16 protein-coding genes are annotated in these 15793 nt (G+C 63.8%); 4 read left to right on the top strand and 12 right to left on the bottom strand.

The window, feature by feature from the left end:
• Positions 1-654, bottom strand: coding sequence for a class I SAM-dependent methyltransferase (locus tag OEZ71_RS07550; protein WP_263739336.1), 654 nt, complete (start codon positions 652-654; stop codon positions 1-3).
• 85 nt (positions 655-739) lie between these two features.
• Between OEZ71_RS07550 and OEZ71_RS07555 the strand changes: the two genes are divergently transcribed.
• Positions 740-1651 carry a LysR family transcriptional regulator gene (locus OEZ71_RS07555; protein ID WP_263739337.1) on the top strand — a complete coding sequence of 304 codons (912 nt, stop codon included), beginning with the start codon at positions 740-742 and terminating at the stop codon, positions 1649-1651.
• Here OEZ71_RS07555 and pheT read toward each other — a convergent pair.
• From pheT to pyk, 6 genes are all read right to left on the bottom strand, one after another.
• A complete protein-coding gene (pheT, locus tag OEZ71_RS07560) occupies positions 1641-4049 on the bottom strand; it encodes a phenylalanine--tRNA ligase subunit beta (RefSeq protein WP_263739338.1) in 2409 nt (802 codons plus the stop codon). The two genes, OEZ71_RS07555 and pheT, sit on opposite strands and share 11 nt — an antisense overlap.
• 97 nt (positions 4050-4146) lie before the next feature.
• Positions 4147-4539 (bottom strand): DUF2513 domain-containing protein, encoded by a 393-nt coding sequence (locus tag OEZ71_RS07565; RefSeq protein ID WP_263739339.1) that lies wholly within the window; start codon positions 4537-4539, stop codon positions 4147-4149.
• On the bottom strand, positions 4536-5618 hold the full coding sequence (pheS, locus tag OEZ71_RS07570) for a phenylalanine--tRNA ligase subunit alpha (RefSeq protein WP_263739340.1): 1083 nt from the start codon (positions 5616-5618) through the stop codon (positions 4536-4538). Before pheS ends, OEZ71_RS07565 begins: the two co-directional genes overlap by 4 nt.
• 130 nt (positions 5619-5748) lie before the next feature.
• The gene (gene rplT, locus OEZ71_RS07575) at positions 5749-6111 is read right to left on the bottom strand and encodes a 50S ribosomal protein L20 (protein WP_263739341.1); all 363 of its coding nucleotides are present in this window, start codon (positions 6109-6111) and stop codon (positions 5749-5751) included.
• A gap of 12 nt (positions 6112-6123) precedes the next feature.
• A complete protein-coding gene (gene rpmI, locus OEZ71_RS07580; RefSeq protein ID WP_263739342.1) occupies positions 6124-6324 on the bottom strand; it encodes a 50S ribosomal protein L35 in 201 nt (66 codons plus the stop codon).
• Positions 6325-6452: 128 nt separating this feature from the next.
• Complete coding sequence (gene pyk / locus OEZ71_RS07585) at positions 6453-7898, bottom strand: pyruvate kinase (RefSeq protein WP_263739980.1); 1446 nt, start codon at positions 7896-7898, stop codon at positions 6453-6455.
• A gap of 135 nt (positions 7899-8033) precedes the next feature.
• On the opposite strand from pyk, the gene OEZ71_RS07590 reads away from it, so the two are divergent.
• Positions 8034-8777, top strand: a complete 744-nt coding sequence (locus tag OEZ71_RS07590; RefSeq protein WP_263739982.1) for an N-formylglutamate amidohydrolase — start codon at positions 8034-8036, stop codon at positions 8775-8777.
• A gap of 15 nt (positions 8778-8792) precedes the next feature.
• The gene (locus tag OEZ71_RS07595) at positions 8793-9113 is read left to right on the top strand and encodes a DUF1244 domain-containing protein (protein ID WP_263739343.1); all 321 of its coding nucleotides are present in this window, start codon (positions 8793-8795) and stop codon (positions 9111-9113) included.
• Here OEZ71_RS07595 and OEZ71_RS07600 read toward each other — a convergent pair.
• On the bottom strand, positions 9100-9984 hold the full coding sequence (locus OEZ71_RS07600) for a LysR substrate-binding domain-containing protein (RefSeq protein ID WP_263739344.1): 885 nt from the start codon (positions 9982-9984) through the stop codon (positions 9100-9102). The genes OEZ71_RS07595 and OEZ71_RS07600 overlap by 14 nt on opposite strands.
• Positions 9985-10086: 102 nt before the next feature.
• Between OEZ71_RS07600 and OEZ71_RS07605 the strand changes: the two genes are divergently transcribed.
• Positions 10087-10872: a HalD/BesD family halogenase gene (locus OEZ71_RS07605; protein ID WP_263739345.1), complete on the top strand. Its 786-nt coding sequence runs from the start codon at positions 10087-10089 to the stop codon at positions 10870-10872.
• Between the two features lie 46 nt (positions 10873-10918).
• Here the strand turns inward: OEZ71_RS07605 and OEZ71_RS07610 are convergent, their stop codons facing one another.
• The 4 genes from OEZ71_RS07610 to ccrA form a co-directional block, all read right to left on the bottom strand.
• A complete protein-coding gene (locus OEZ71_RS07610; protein ID WP_263739346.1) occupies positions 10919-12448 on the bottom strand; it encodes an ATP-dependent DNA helicase in 1530 nt (509 codons plus the stop codon).
• Positions 12449-12490: 42 nt separating this feature from the next.
• A complete protein-coding gene (locus OEZ71_RS07615) occupies positions 12491-13123 on the bottom strand; it encodes an acyl-homoserine-lactone synthase (protein WP_263739347.1) in 633 nt (210 codons plus the stop codon).
• A gap of 71 nt (positions 13124-13194) precedes the next feature.
• Entirely contained in the window at positions 13195-13908 is a 714-nt protein-coding gene (locus OEZ71_RS07620) for a helix-turn-helix transcriptional regulator (protein WP_263739348.1), read from the bottom strand.
• A 497-nt stretch (positions 13909-14405) separates the two neighbouring features.
• Complete coding sequence (gene ccrA, locus OEZ71_RS07625; protein ID WP_263739349.1) at positions 14406-15698, bottom strand: crotonyl-CoA carboxylase/reductase; 1293 nt, start codon at positions 15696-15698, stop codon at positions 14406-14408.
• Positions 15699-15793 lie beyond the last annotated feature (95 nt).

The following is a 15793-nucleotide window of genomic DNA, read 5'->3' on the forward strand; positions in this document are numbered from 1 at the left end:
TCAGACCTTGCGGGCCACGATGAAGCGGCGCGGCGGCTGCGCGGGGTGGTTGCCGGTCTCGATGATCTCGAAGCCGGCCTTCATCACCGCCGCTTCCAACTCCGCGATCCGCCCGATCCGCACGAAGGGCGCCTTGCCGAGCAGTTGCATCAGCGGCAGAACGCCCATCATGAAGGTCAGAAACAACCTTTCACGTGACCAGCCGGAGCCCGCGACCGGTCGGCAGATCGTTTTTGAAATGAACAGGCCGCCGGGGTTCAGGAGGTGGTTCACCCGGTCCAGAGCCTTCGGCAGGTCGGGCAGCAGGTGCAGCATGTTGAAGGCCAGCACGGCATCATAGGGTCCGTCGTCCAGCACCTCGTCATCGACACCGGCGGCGACGAAGCGAATATTCTTCACCGCTTCCACTTCGGCCTTGCACTTGCCAACCGCGATCATGCCGGGCGAAACATCGCTCGCCGTGATCTCGCCCACGCCCGGCGCGAGGAGGAGCGCGGTTGAACCGCTGCCACAACCCAGTTCAAGCACCCGGTCGGTTTTGGCCAAGTGGGAGCGGGTCCGCTCCAATGTGTAGTTGTAGGCATCCACGTCCTTGATGGGCGATTTGGCATATTTCTCGGCAATGCCGTCCCAGAATTTTGCTGCATTCTGCATGATGTATCTCCTTTGAGCCCATCAATACCCATGCGGATTTCACAAAGAAATTGCCGAAATACGTTGTTTCTTTATACATCTATGCATGGATCAACGATTGAGCGGCTTCGACTGGAACCATATCCGCGCCTTCCTCGCCACGGCCGAGGAAGGCTCACTCTCGGCTGCGGCGCGGGTTCTTGGCCTGACCCAGCCGACGCTTGGCCGCCAGGTCTCGGCGCTGGAGAATGACCTTGGCATCCTGCTGTTCGAACGTGTCGGCCGCGCGCTGCAACTGACCGAGGCGGGGCGCGATCTTCTGGGCCATGTCCGGGCGATGGGGGCGGCCGCCGATCGGGTTGCGCTAGCGGCCAGCGGTCAGTCGCAGTCGATCGAGGGCAAGGTCCGGATAACGGCGAGCGAAGGGCTTTCCGCCTATATCCTGCCCGCCGCGCTGAAACGCCTGCGCGAGGTGGCGCCCCGGCTGGAGATTGACATCGTTGCCGCCAACGATATCCGCGACCTGATGCGGCGTGAGGCCGATATCGCCATCCGCCATGTCCGCCCCGAACAGCCCGACCTCATCGCCCGGCTGGTGCGCGAGGCGAAGGCGTATTTCTACGCCTCCGGCTCCTATCTTTCGGAACGGGGACGGCCGAAAACGCCTGCCGACCTCGCCCGCCACGATTTCATCGGCTTCGGCGACAACCGCCAGATGCTCGACTATCTCGTGCCGCTTGGCCTGCCCTTGACCGAGGCGAATTTCCGCATCGGCTCGGCCAATGGCATCGTCGCCTGGGAACTGGCACGGCAGGGCTTCGGCATTGCGCCGATGTGGGATGAGCTTGCGCGGCTTAACCCCGAAATGGAGCGTATCCTGCCCGAGCTTCCGCCGATCACCTTCCCGATCTGGCTGACCACCCACCGCGAACTGCACACCAGCCGGCGCATCCGGCTGGTCTTCGACCATCTGGCCGGGTTCCTGTCGCAGCAGCCCCTGACCGGTATCAGCCCCTGAGCGTGCCGCCGGTGGCCTTCGCCACCTTCTCGACGATCTTCCGGCTTGTCGCCTCGATCTCCTCGTCGGTCAGGGTCTTGTCACGCGGTTGCAGGCGGACCGAGATGGCGAGCGACTTCTTGCCCGCCCCCATCTGCGCCTCGGCCTTCTCGCCCGTGAACTGGTCGAAGACCGCGACGCTTTCGATCAGCGCCTTGTCCGCGCCCTGCGCGGCGTTCACGAGCGTCAGCGCCTCGACCCCCTTGTCGACGACAAAGGCGAAATCGCGCTCAACCGCCTGAAGGTCCGACCGGCCAAGGGCAGCGCGGGTCGTGGTTTTCGATTTCGGGAAGGGCACCGCCTCCACCCGGATCGTGAAGGCGACCGCAGGCCCCTTCACATCCATCGCCTTCAAAACCTTCGGATGCACCTCGCCGAAGGTGCAAAGCACGTTCGGCCCCAGGCCCATCACGCCCGACCGGCCCGGATGCCACCAGGCATCCGCCTTGCGGCTGATCTGAACCTTTTGCGGCGCACCCAAAGCGGCCAGCACCGCCTCGGCATCGGCCTTGGCGTCGTAAAGGTCGGCCATCCGACGCGAATCATAGGGGTCGCGCGGCGCGGTCGCGCCCACGAGAAGGCCGGTGGCCATCAGCGCCTGTTCGCCCGGCTCACCGCCATGGAAGGCGGGGCCGACTTCGAACAGCGCGAGGTCCATGAAGCCGCGCGCCTGGTTGCGGGCGGCGGCCTGCAAGAGCCCCGGCAGCAGGTCGGGCCGCATATGGGTCATTTCCGACGAGATCGGATTTTCCAGCCGCGTCGCCTCGTCGCCGCCACCGAACAATTCGGCCGAGGCGGAGTCGATGAAGGAATAGGTCACGCATTCGTTGTAGCCCAGCGCCGCCAGCGTCCGCCGCGCCGCCTTTTCGCGGACCTGCATCGGCGTCAGGATCGGCTTCGGCACGCCCGGTTTCGCCCGCCGCATCGGCTTGCCTTCCAGCTTCGTCAGCGAGGCGATGCGCGCCACTTCCTCGACCAGATCGGCCTCGCCCAGAATATCCGGCCGCCAGGACGGCGGATGGGCCATGTCGCCCTTCAGGGTGAAGCCCAGAGCCTCCAAAGTCGCCCGCTGATCGCCCTCGGCGATGTTCATGCCGACAAGGCTCACCACCTTCTTCGGATCGAACCTGTAGGCCCGGTCACTGACCGGCACCGCACCGTCCATCACCACCTCGGACGCCTCACCTCCGCAAAGATCAAGGATCATCCGCGTGGCCAGTTCCAGCCCCGGCAAAGTGAACTCAGGGTCCACGCCGCGTTCGAACCGGTAGCGGGCATCGGAGTTGATCTTCAGCGCACGGCCCGTCGTCGCGATGGTGATCGGGTCCCAATAGGCGCTTTCAAGGAAGACATCCGTGGTTTCCTCGGTGCAGCCGGAAACCGCGCCGCCCATCACACCGGCGATGCTTTCGGGGCCATTGTCGTCCGAAATCACCATCATGCCGGGACGGAAGGTGTAGGTCTTTTCATCGAGCGCCTCGATGGTTTCGCCACCCGCCGCCGGATGGATGCGCAGATCGCCCTTCACCTTGCCCGCGTCGAAAACGTGCAAGGGCCGGTTCTGGTCGAAGGTGAAGAAGTTGGTGATGTCGACCAGCGCCGAGATCGGCCGCAGCCCGATGGCCTTCAGCCGCGCCTGCAACCATGCCGGGCTCGGCCCGTTCTTCACGCCACGGATCAGGCGCCCGGCGAAGAACGGGCAGCCCTTTTCCTTCAGTTCGGGGGCGATCACCACCTTGATCGGGCTTTCATATCCGCCCTTGACCGGCTCGACATTCAGCGGCTTGAGCACCCCAAGACCCCGCGCCGCCAGATCGCGCGCCAAGCCGCGCACGCCCAGCGCATCGGGGCGGTTCGGGGTGATCTTGATATAGATCATCGGATCGACCGCGCCGGGGCGGTTCTTCGCGAGCCAGTCCACGAACTTCTCACCGACCTCGCCCGACGGGAGTTCGATGATGCCGTCATGTTCGTCGGAAAGCTCCAGCTCGCGTTCGGAGGCCATCATGCCATGGCTCTCGACGCCTCTGATCTTGCCGACGCCCAGGGTCACGTCGATGCCGGGGACATAGTCGCCGGGCTTGCAGAGGACGACCGTGATCCCTTCCCGCGCGTTCGGCGCGCCGCAGACGATCTGCTTTTCGCCCTCATCGGTCAGAACCCGGCAGACCCTGAGCTTGTCGGCATCGGGATGCTGTTCGGCATGCAGGACCTTGGCGAGCGTGAAGGCCGAAAGCCGTGCGGCGCGGTCCTCGACCTCCTCGACCTCAAGGCCAAGATCGGTCAGCGCATAGAGGATCTCGTCGAGCGTCGCCTCGGTTTCGAGATGGTCTTTCAGCCAAGAGAGGGTGAATTTCATCGTATCGTCCCATGAGTAGGGCGGGGTTCACCCCGCCATTCCAGCGCGCGGCGGGGTGAACCCCGCCCTACGGAGCGGTAAGGATTGTTGTCGAGCTTCATTGAGCCGCTCCTACTGAAAGCAGTTCCGCACTTAGAACTCTTACGGCGGATATGGCTCCGTTGACCGTCAGAGATATACCCTGTGCTTTGGCTTCTCTCTTTAGCCGGTTCCACAGTTTTTCAGATCTGCTGGCATCCAGAAAATCATAGCCGTGCCACGTAATCTCCCACATCGCGAAATCTGAATGCTCGCAGACAGATTTCTTTATCAGTCCACCCTGCTCCATTAAGTCCAAATGGAAGAGTTCTGTTTGGCTAAGCTTGGTATCAAGCTCTCGGTCTCGCATGTCATGGTCAGTCCAATCCCACACCCCGATATCAAAGTATCGCTCATCGGAATCTTCCGCTTTTATGAGCATACTGCGAACAAGGTCGAGATCACGCTTCACCTGCTCAGCCCCCCGGCCACCGTCGGCATGTCGAGGCTCGCGAAGCCGTAATGCCTCAGCCAGCGCAGGTCGCTCTCGAAGAACGCGCGCAGGTCGGGGATGCCGTATTTCAGCATTGCCAGCCGGTCGATCCCCATGCCGAAGGCAAAGCCCTGCCATTCATCGGGATCGACGCCGGCGGAGCGCAGCACATGCGGGTGGACCATGCCGGAGCCCAGAATCTCCATCCATCCGTCGCCCTCGCCGATCTTCAGCTGGCCCTTGTCCCAGGAACAGCGGATATCGACCTCGGCCGACGGTTCGGTGAAGGGGAAATGCGAGGCGCGGAAGCGCAGTTCCACATCGTCGACCTCGAAGAAGGCGCGGCAGAACTCCTCCAGCACCCATTTCAGGTTGGCCATGGAGATGTCGCGGTCGATCGCCAGCCCCTCGATCTGGTGGAACATCGGCGCATGGGTCTGGTCCATGTCCATGCGGTAGACGCGGCCCGGCGCGATGACGCGCAGGGGCGCGCCATGGGTCTGCATCGCGCGGATCTGGACCGGCGAGGTATGGGTGCGCAGCACATGCGGCGGGCGGTTGTCGCCCTCCGCGCGCGCCATGAAGAACGTATCGTGCTCCTGCCGCGCGGGGTGTTCAGGCGCGATGTTGAGCGCGTCGAAATTGTACCAGTCGCTTTCGATCTGCGGGCCCTCGGCAACGGCAAAGCCCATATCGGCGAAGATCGCGGTGATTTCCTCAGTGACCTGAGACACGGGGTGGATCGTGCCCTGACGGCGCGGACGGCCCGGCAGCGTGACGTCGAGCCATTCGGATTTCAGCCGCTCATCCAGCGCCGCATCGGCCAGCGCCGATTTCTTGGCGCGCAAAGCGGCGTCGATCTCATCCTTCAGCCGGTTCAGCGCCTGCCCCGCGGCCTGCCGCACGGCGGGGTCCATCTGGCCAAGCTCGCGCATCTTCAGGCTGATCTCGCCCTTCTTGCCAAGGGCGGCAACGCGAAGCTCTTCCAAAGCGGCCTCATCCCCCGCCCCGGAAATCCCTTCCAGATACTTGCCCTTCAGCGCGTCCAATCCGTCCATCGGTCCCTCCGGCATCACCGGCCTTCTGCTATCACAGGGCGGCCCGAATTCAAGCTGCCCAAAGAAAAACCCCGCGGGAGGCCCATCAAGGCCACTCGCGGGGTTTCAACTGTCCCTCGGATACGAGGAGTTACGCGAGCGCGGCCTTCGCCTTTTCGACGATGGCCCCAAACGCCGCCGGCTCATGCACGGCGAGATCGGCGAGCACCTTGCGGTCCACTTCGATCCCGGCAAGGCCGAGCGCGTTGATGAAGCGCGAATAGGTCATGTCGGCGTCAACCGCACGCACAGCCGCGTTGATCCGCTGGATCCACAAAGCGCGGAAATTGCGCTTGCGGGCCTTGCGGTCGCGGGTGGCGTATTGCTGCGCCTTGTCCACCGCCTGCGTGGCGGTGCGGAAGTTGGTCGAACGCGCGGCGTAGTAGCCTTTCGCCTTCTTGATGACCTTGCGGTGACGGGCGTGCGTGACGACGCCGGATTTAACGCGAGCCATGTGTCTCTCTCCTCAGCGGTCGTAGGGCATGTATTTCTTGACGATCTTCGTATCCGCATCCGAGAGCACCATGGTGCCCGTCGCCTTGCGGATAAAGTCCGTCGAACGCTTGATCATGCCGTGACGCTTGCCGGCGACACCAGCCTTGACGCGGCCCGAGGCCGTCATCTTGAACCGCTTCTTGGCGGCCGATTTGGTCTTCATCTTGGGCATTTTCATCTCCTTGGTCAGAGTGAACGCGCGACTCGGCAATGCCACTTGGCCGGAAGCGCGGGGTATTCGAGAGGCGGCGTATAGACGGGCGGGAGGGGTTTGGCAAGTACCGCGTCCGACGGGCGGTACTATTCCGGATCGGTCCGGAAGATCAGCCGTTCGTCGCAGGGCGCGACGCGCAGGATGTTCGTCGTGCCCTTGACGTTGAAGGGCACGCCCGCTGTCACGACGATCTGGTCCGTCTCGGTCGCGAAGCCGTATTCCCGCGCGGCGCGGGCGGCCCAGACCACCGCCATCTTGAAGCGGTCGATAGTCTCCGTCCGCACGCAATGCACCCCCCATGTCAGGCAAAGGCGGCGGAGCGTCGCCGGGATCGGTGTCAGCGCGATGATCGGCACGCTCGGCCGTTCGCGGGCGACAAGGCTTGCCGTGGTGCCCGACTGCGTGAAACAGCAGATTGCGTGGATGTCGGTTGCCTCGGCAATCTCGCGCGCCGCCGCCACGATGCCGTCGGCGATGGTGGTGCGGCTGACGCGGCGTGAGGCCTCGATCACCTCGCGGTAGGTCGGATCGGCCTCCACCGATTTCGCCACGCTGTCCATCGTCGTGACCGCCTCCACCGGATACTCACCGGCAGCACTTTCGGCGGAGAGCATGACCGCATCGGCGCCCTCGTAGATCGCGGTCGCGACGTCAGAGACCTCGGCGCGCGTCGGCATCGGGCTTTCGATCATCGATTCCAGCATCTGGGTGGCGACGATGACCGGTTTCGCCGCCGCCCGCGCACCGCGCACCAACTGCTTCTGGATCGGCGGCACCGAATGGACCGGCAGTTCCACGCCCAGATCGCCGCGCGCCACCATGATCCCGTCGGAGGCCGCAAGGATCGCGGGATAGGCCTTCACGGCGGCGGGTTTTTCGATCTTCGAGAGGATCGCGGCCCGGCCCTTGGCAAGCGCGCGCGCCTCCTGCACGTCTTCGGGGCGCTGCACGAAGGACAAGGCCAGCCAGTCGACCCCCAGTTCGCAGGCAAATTCCAGATCGGCCCGGTCTTTGTCGGACAAAGCCGCCAGCGGCAGCACCACGTCTGGCACGTTCACACCCTTGCGGTTCGAAATCGTGCCGCCCGTCGTCACGGTGCAATTGGCAAAATCGGCGCCGCAGGTCTCGACCTTAAGCCGGATCTTGCCGTCATTGACCAGAAGCGAGGCCCCCGGTTCGAGGGCGGCAAAGATCTCCTTGTGCGGCAGGCAGACGCGGGTTTTGTCGCCTTCCGCCGGGTCGAGATCAAAGCGGAAAGCAGCCCCTTCCGCCAGTTCCTCCTCGCCCTTCGCAAAGACACCCGTGCGCAGCTTCGGACCCTGAAGGTCGGCCAGGATCGCAATCGGCCGACCGGTATCGGCCTCGATCTTGCGGATGATCGCATGGCGGGCGGCCTGTTCGGCATGGCTGCCATGGCTCATGTTCAGGCGGAAAACGTCCGCGCCCGCCTCAAAGAGCGCCCGGATCGTTTCATAATCGCTCGACGAGGGGCCGAGGGTGGCAACGATCTTTACGTTCCTGAGGCGTCTCATCCCGGCCATGGCATCTCTTCCGTTTGCGCTATCATCGAAATCCGCCCCTCTATGGCCGAAAAGCCGCGTCACGGCAACTGGCGCTTTGCCGTCCGCCGGGGTAAGGGACGGATGACATTCCAAGATGACGGTGAGATGACGACACAACCTTTCGAGATCGTCGGCGCTGAACGCCCCTCGCGCTGGCTTGTGACCTGCGACCATGCGACCAACCGGGTGCCCAACTGCATCGGCGGCGGCAGCCTTGGCATCTCGCCCGGCGATATGGAACGCCACATCGCCTATGATATCGGCGCGGCGGGGGTGACGCGGCGGCTGGCGGAGCGGCTGAACGCGCCCGCGATCCTGTCGGATTTCTCGCGCCTCGTCATCGACCCCAACCGGGGCGAGGACGATCCGACGCTGGTGATGAAGCTTTACGACCAGACGATCATCCCGGTGAACCGCGATGTGAATGCCGATGAGACCGAGCGCCGCCTGAACGCCTTCCACCGGCCCTATCACGACGCGCTGGAAGGGCTGGCGATCCGCAGGCCCGAAACCGTCATCTGCGCTGTCCACAGCTTCACGCCCCGGCTTTTCGGGCGCGGCGACAGGCCCTGGCAGGTGGGCATCCTCTATTCCCATCTCGATCCGAAACTGTCGCTCGCCATTCTTGAGCGGCTGCGGGCCGAGCCCGATCTGAACGTGGGCGAGAATGAGCCTTATGGCGGCCATCTCGACGGCGATTCCATCGACCGGCACGCACTGAAGAAGGGCCGCCCCAACGTGCTGATCGAGATCCGCCACGATCTGATCCGCACCGGGGACGGCCAGATCGCCTGGGCTGATCGGCTGGCACCGATCCTTGAAGCCGCGCTGGCGGATACCAATCTCTGAGACGAGGAGAAGATCATGGACGACCAGACCCGCATCGAGATCGAAGCCGCCGCTTTCCGGACGCTCCGCCACCACCTGATGGAGAAGCGCGCCGACGTGCAGAATATCGACCTCATGAACCTCGCCGGTTTCTGCCGCAACTGCCTAGCCCGCTGGTATCAAGAGGCCGCCGCCGAGCGCGGCATCGAGATGACCAAGGACGAGGCGCGCGAGGTCTATTACGGGATGCCCTACGAGGACTGGCGCGCGGCGAACCAGACCGAAGCCGATGCCATCAAGCAGGAGGCCTTCAAGAAGGCCTTCGCCGAGAACGTCGGCGAGCTCAAGAAACCCTGACAGCCGCCTCCCGCAGATGCGCCGTTACGGCCCGCAGCAACGGGCGCCGCGCGATCGCGCTTGGCCAGACCATCACATAGTCGCGTGACATCGGCAGTGAATGCGGCTCCACCACCCGAAGCCGTCCCGACCTGATATCGTCCCCGGCAATGCGCTCGGGCACCAGCGCAACACCCAGACCGGCCCGGGCAAGCGCGGCTGCGACCGCGATCATGCCAACCTTCAGCCCGGCGCCCGGATCGGGCCGCCGGTCACTCAGCCGATCGGCGAACCACGCATTCCAGGCCGGTTGGGTGGCGAAGGCCGGTCCCCAGTCGGTATGGATGAAAGCGCTGTCGGGCAGGGCCTCCACCCCGCCCTTAGGCAGGACGAAACCGGGGGCGGCGACCGCCATGATCCGGTCACGGAACAACACCTCGGTGACATGGTCAGCATAATAATCCGCGCCATAGGTGATCCTCAGGTCCACGCCGTCACGGGCGAATGCGACGGGGTCATCCTCCACCCGGATTTCCACCTTTCCGTCTGACGAAAAGCCCGCCATGGCCGGCGCGAGCCACAGTTCGGCCACGCTCGGCAAAACCGACACGACCAGCCGCGCCCGGTTGCGCCCTTCGGCAAGTTCGTCGGCGACCGAGGCGAGATCGGTCAGCGCCTGCTCGATCCGCGGATAGATCGCCCGCCCAGCATCGGTCAGCGTGATCCGGTTGCCCTGCCGCAGGAACAGGTGCTTTCCAAGATGCTGCTCCAGCGCCCGGACCTGCTGGCTGACAGCGGCCGAGGTCACGCCCAGTTCCACCCCCGCCTGCACGAAACTGCCGGTTCTGGCGGCGGCCTCGAATGCGCGCATCGCGTTCAGCGGCGGAAGCATTGCCCGACCTTTCGAAAGTTTTTCTTATGCTCCGGGAAATTTTCTCCCGTTGCAAGGCGCCCGGTTCAAAGCCACCCTCGCCGCAATCCAAGGGAGACCCCGATGCACCATATCCTCGATCTCGACCGCTACCCGCTCGACCGCCCCGGCAGCCCGGAATGGCAGGCGCTCGTGACCCGGGCCCGCGCCGACCTCGCCGCGAATGGCATGTTCAACCTCGAAGGGTTCATGCGGCCGGAAATGATCGCGTCCGTCGTGGCAGACCTCGCACCGAAATTCGACACCGAGAGCTTCACCCATGCCCGCCGCCACAACATCTATTTCAAGAAAGACGTCCCCGGCCTCGCCCCCGATCACCCCGCCCTGCGCCAGTTCGAGACGTGCAACCGCACCCTCTGCGGCGACCAGCTCGAAGGCCCGCTGACCGAGATGTACCGCTGGCCGGAACTGGCCACCTTCATCGCCGCGACGATGGAAAAGCCGCAGCTTCATCCGATGGCCGACCCGCTCGCCTGCGTCAACCTCATGTCCTACAATGATGGTCAGGCGCTGAACTGGCATTTCGACCGGTCGGAATTCACCACGACCCTTCTTTTGCAGGCCCCAGAAGCAGGCGGCGAATTCGAATACCGCTCGGACCTGAGGAGCGACGACGACCCGAACTACGACGGCGTCGCGAAACTTCTGGCTGGCGAAGACCCGAAACTCCACCGGCTCTCCGTGACGCCGGGCACACTCAACGTCTTCAAGGGCAAGAACACCGCCCACCGCGTCACGCCCGTGAAGGGCGGCCGCGCCCGGATCATCACGGTCCTGACCTATTACGAGCGCCCGGGCGTTCGCTTCACCGACGAGGAAAACATCGGATTCTACGGGCGCGCGGCATGAACGGTGATGTCTCCGCAGCCGGAAAGACGGCCCGCCGTTTCTAGGATCACTCTTCCGCCTCGGCGACAAGCGACAGCGGCGCCACGCCCTTCGGCAGGTCGGCCGTGGTCAGCGCCTCGGTCGGCCGGGCAAGGCGGTTCCGGACGACCCAGTGCAGCCGCGTTTCGGCCCGCGTGATCGCGACATAGGCGAGGCGCTTCCACAAGGGGATGCCCGCCTCCATCCGTCCCACCTTCGCGGCGACGAAAAGGTCGGGCGCAAAGACCTGAACGTCAGGCCATTGCGAGCCTTGCGCCTTGTGGATCGTCACCGCCGAGCCATGCAGAAAGGCCGCACCCATATGGGCGGCGGACGGAATGAAGGGCTCTTCCTCATCCGGCAATTCGATCTTGATGATCGAGGCGGCGGAAACCTGCGGGTCCTCGGCGCCGATGACATGCAGTTTCGCGAAGCCCGCCTTCTTGCCGGGGCCGAGATAGATCACCTGCGCGCCCTTGATCAGGCCGCGCGCCTCCAGATCGATGCGCTTCTTGCGATGCTTCAGCGGCAGTTCGATCCCGTCGCAGATCAGGGGTTCACCGGGCAGAAGATCGTCCGGCGGTGCGCCATAGGCCGCCCGGAAGGCCTGTATCAGCCGGATGCGGGTCTGGTTGCGCCACACGAGAACCGGCGACCGCGCCATCAGCCCGGCATCGACCCGCTCGGCCCACTGAATGCGCTCATCCTTCCGCGCGGCCTCGGCCACCATCCGCTCGAAGCCTTCAAAGGTCAGGTCAGGATCGGCCAAAGCATGGGCCAGATCGAGGATCGGGTTGTCCGCTTCCTGCCGGTGGACGCGGTGCAGCACCAGCTTGCGGCCCTCCGCGAGCCGGTCAAAGACCATCTCGCCCGACTGCCCCACCGGCGCCAACTGCGCCGGATCGCCGAAGAGGACAAGCGTCGGGAAGATCTCCTTCAGATCCTCCAACTGGCGTTCGTCCAGCATCGAGGCCTCATCGACAAAGCCGATATCCAGCGGGTCTTCGCGCCGTTTCCAACCTTTGATGAAATCCGAGCCCCTGAGGCCAGCGGCGGCCAGCGCGCCGGGGATCGACTTGACCTGATCGTAGAACGCCTTCGCACGGTCGAGCGCGATATCGGTCAGCCCCTCGACCACCGGGCGTTCGCCGTTTCCGGCCAGCCATTCGGCAATCTTTTCGTATTCGGGGTCATAGACCGGGGTGTAGAGGATGCGGTGGATCGTCGTCGCGGGCACGCCCCGCCCGCGCAAGACGCTCGCCGCCTTGTTCGTCGGGGCAAGGATCGCCAGCGTGCGCCGGTCCTTGCGGCGCTTGCCCTCATAGTCGCCGGAGATTGTATCGACCCCGGCCTCACCCAAGGCCTTGGTCAGTTCGGCCAGCAGCATCGTCTTGCCCGACCCCGCCTTGCCGATCACCGCCAAAACGCTCGACCGGCCCGTCGCGGCGGGCATCAGCGTGCCGCCGATCAGATCGACGCCCGCGCCGCCGAGAACATCGGCAACGCGGTCCCAGGCCTCGGCCTGATCGTCGGAAAAGGTAAGGGCGGACCCGGACATGGGCGCGACCCTATAGGCCGCGCCCGGGGGATGCCAGCCGGTTTAGCCTGCCGCCGGAAGGTCCGTGCGGTCGCCAAAGGCGCGGTTGAACCAGAGCTGCGACACCTCGGGCGAAATGCCCGCCTTGCGCGCCATCTTGCGGCGGATTTCCTCGGAAAACTCCCAGATGCCAAGGCTGACTGCATCGGCCCCCTGCCCCTCGGTGCCCAGCACCGTCGGCTGCCAGCCGAGCAAGCGGTAAATCCGAACCATGCGCGCATCAAAGACCCCGACCGCACGGGCCAGCCCGAAGCCCACGCCAAGCTGCGCGCCGCCCAGCATCAGCGCGGCCGAGGTCGTCGGCGGAACATGTTCGGCAAGACAGAAGCGGGTGCATTCCCAGACCTTCGGATGGGCGAATTTGCGCCCCGCCACCAGCGATGAGAAATGATCGTTGACCATCGTCGGTCCCAGCGTCGGCAGGAACCGCATCGACCCGCCATGGCGCCCGTCCGGCATCTGCCAGATCACATAGGTCGGGTTCAGCGCGTCGTACTCGTCGCGCTCCCAGCCGTTGCGGTCAACGCTGACCGCCCAGCCCAGCCTTTCGCGGAACTGCGTCGCGCGGTCGGCAAACATCGTGTCCCGCAACAGCGGGTAGTGGCCGAGTTCTTCGGCCGTCAAAAATCGCAGCATCGTGCCCTCCATCAGGATGACGGAAGGGCTTAGCGAAACTTGGTTAATTCGCGGCTAGGGCAGCGTTAAGGCTAAAGCAACACAAGGCCTTCGGCGATGGCGCGCGCCACGGCCTGCGTCGTGTTGCTGGCGCCCAGCTTGAAGCGCGCGCTCTCGACATAGGCGCGAAGCGTATGCTCGGAAATGGCCAGACTGTCGGCGGCCTGCGCCCGGTTCAGACCCATCGCTAGCATGGTCAGAACATCGACCTCGCGCGGGCTGAGGTTCTGCATCGCGTAGAAATCGGTGCCCCGCTCGATCTCCAGCGCCTTCTGGTTGACGAAATGCGAAACGAGGATCAGGTCGCCGGTGTATTCGCCGGTGAACTTCTCCCAACGTGTATCACTCATATGATCGGAGACCGTAAACATCGCGAACTGGCCGTTCGGGCCGCGGATCGGCACCGAATATCCCTGATTGCCGACGCCCGCATTCAGAGCCTCGCCAAGGAAGTTCCGCGACAGTCGCCCCGACCAGTCCAGGCGTTTCCAGTCAACCGGGTGAAAGCGGCGGAAGCATCCCTGCACAACCGGGTCGATCCGGGCGAAGTCTTCCTCGACATAGCGTTCGACCCAAGACGGATCATATGTCAGGACGGCATATTGCTGACCGGTGGAGTTTACCGAGTGATAGACCAGATGTTCGACCGCAATGTGATCCCTGAGGCCAAGGATCACCGACTGCAGATCATCAAGCGTTTTCGCCCGCTGAAGTCGGTCTATGAAATCTGCCAGCCGTGCCTGCATGCGCAGCGAAACCTCCGGCCATCCCCCCAGCCACCTGAGCGATCTCGGCTGCTGCAACCAGCGATGTGTCGTCAAGCTGCTCTGCCAATGACGACAATCCGTTCGCCTGTGCAAACGCCCTGAGATCGGTCAGCACATCTAGGATCCATTCGTATTGCATCTTTACTCTCGTGAAAAGTGGTTTGGCGAGCTTACTACAACCCCAGCATGTAAAATGTTCCTTAGCGGGCCTGTCCGATCAACTCCCCGAATATGATGGGGGTAAAGTTTATAACTTATTGATATTATTAGATTCGTAAGTTGGATTTGTGATCTTTTCGAAAATACCGTGCATATTGACGGGCGCAGAGCATAGAACAGCCGGCAGTTGCGTCGTCACAACCACCGCGATTGCCGCCAAAAGCCTGTCCCATAAACGAAACCAGTGCCGCATTACAAACGGCACTGGTTCCTGTTCCTAAATCCAGTCGTTCGGATTGATGCCGACTGCCCGGTCATCAGCCCCGGCGACCTGCCTCCAGCGCGTCCTCGAAGGTCCGGAGGCCCGTCCGCGGCGCCTGGACCAGCACCGCCATATTGCCGGGCTTATGCTCATTCCGGCGCATCTTCATATGTGCGGCCGGAATTTCATCCCACGGAAAAACCTCGGACATGCAGGGATCAAGGCGGCGCTCCAGCATCAGCTTGTTCGCGGCCGAGGCCTGCGCCAGATGCGCGAAATGCGAGCCCTGAAGGCGCTTCTGGTGCATCCACATGTAACGCACGTCGAAGGTGCAGTTAAAACCCGAGGTGCCGGCGCAGATCACCACCATGCCGCCCTTCTTGCACACGAGCGACGAAACCGGGAAGGTCGCCTCGCCGGGATGCTCAAAGACCATGTCGACATTGACGCCCTTGCCGGTGATGTCCCAGATCGCCTTGCCAAACTTGCGCGCCTCTTTCAGCCATGCGTTGTATTCGGGGCTGTTGACCTTGGGCAGTTGTCCCCAGCACTTGAAATCGTTGCGGTTGATCACGCCCTTGGCGCCCAGCCCCATGACGAAGTCGCGCTTGCTCTCGTCGCTGATCACCCCGATCGCATTGCCGCCCGCGGTGTTGATCAGCTGGATCGCATAAGAGCCCAGACCGCCCGAGGCGCCCCAGACCAGCACGTTCTGCCCCGGCTGCAGGTCATGCGGCGCGTGGCCGAACAGCATCCGGTAGGCGGTCGCCAGCGTCAGCGTGTAGCAGGCGGATTCTTCCCAGGTCAGGTGCTTGGGACGCGGCATCAACTGCTGCGCCTGCACGCGGGTGAACTGCGAAAACGAACCGTCGCCGGTCTCATAACCCCAGATTCTCTGGCTGGGCGAAAACATCGGGTCGCCGCCATTGCAGTGTTCGTCGTCGCCATCGTCCTGGTTGCAATGGATCACGACCTCGTCGCCGACCTTCCAGCGCTTCACCTTCTCGCCCACCGCCCAGACGATGCCCGCCGCATCCGAACCGGCGATGTGATAATCCTGCTTGTGCACGTCGAAGGGGCTGATCGGCTCACCCCGGCTGGCCCAGACGCCGTTGTAGTTGACGCCCGCCGCCATCACCAGCACGAGCACCTCGTTGCTGTCCAGCTTCCAGGTATCGACGACCTCGACCTGCATTGCGGTTTCGGGCTCGCCATGGCGCTCGCGCCGGATCGCCCAGGCATACATCTGCGTTGGCACATGGCCCAAGGGCGGCATCTCGCCGATCTCGTAGAGGTCTTTTTCGGGCGCGTCGTAGGGCGCGATTTCCGTTTGCGTATCCAAGGCCATCTACCTCTCCTGATGTTCTCGCCGCATCGCAGAATCAATGCGGGCTCAAGGCATGGAATATGATCGGCGCGGTAACATTGCAATAGGTTGCAGCG

This window comes from Albidovulum litorale (genome assembly GCF_025751495.1).
GTDB lineage: Bacteria > Pseudomonadota > Alphaproteobacteria > Rhodobacterales > Rhodobacteraceae > Albidovulum > Albidovulum litorale.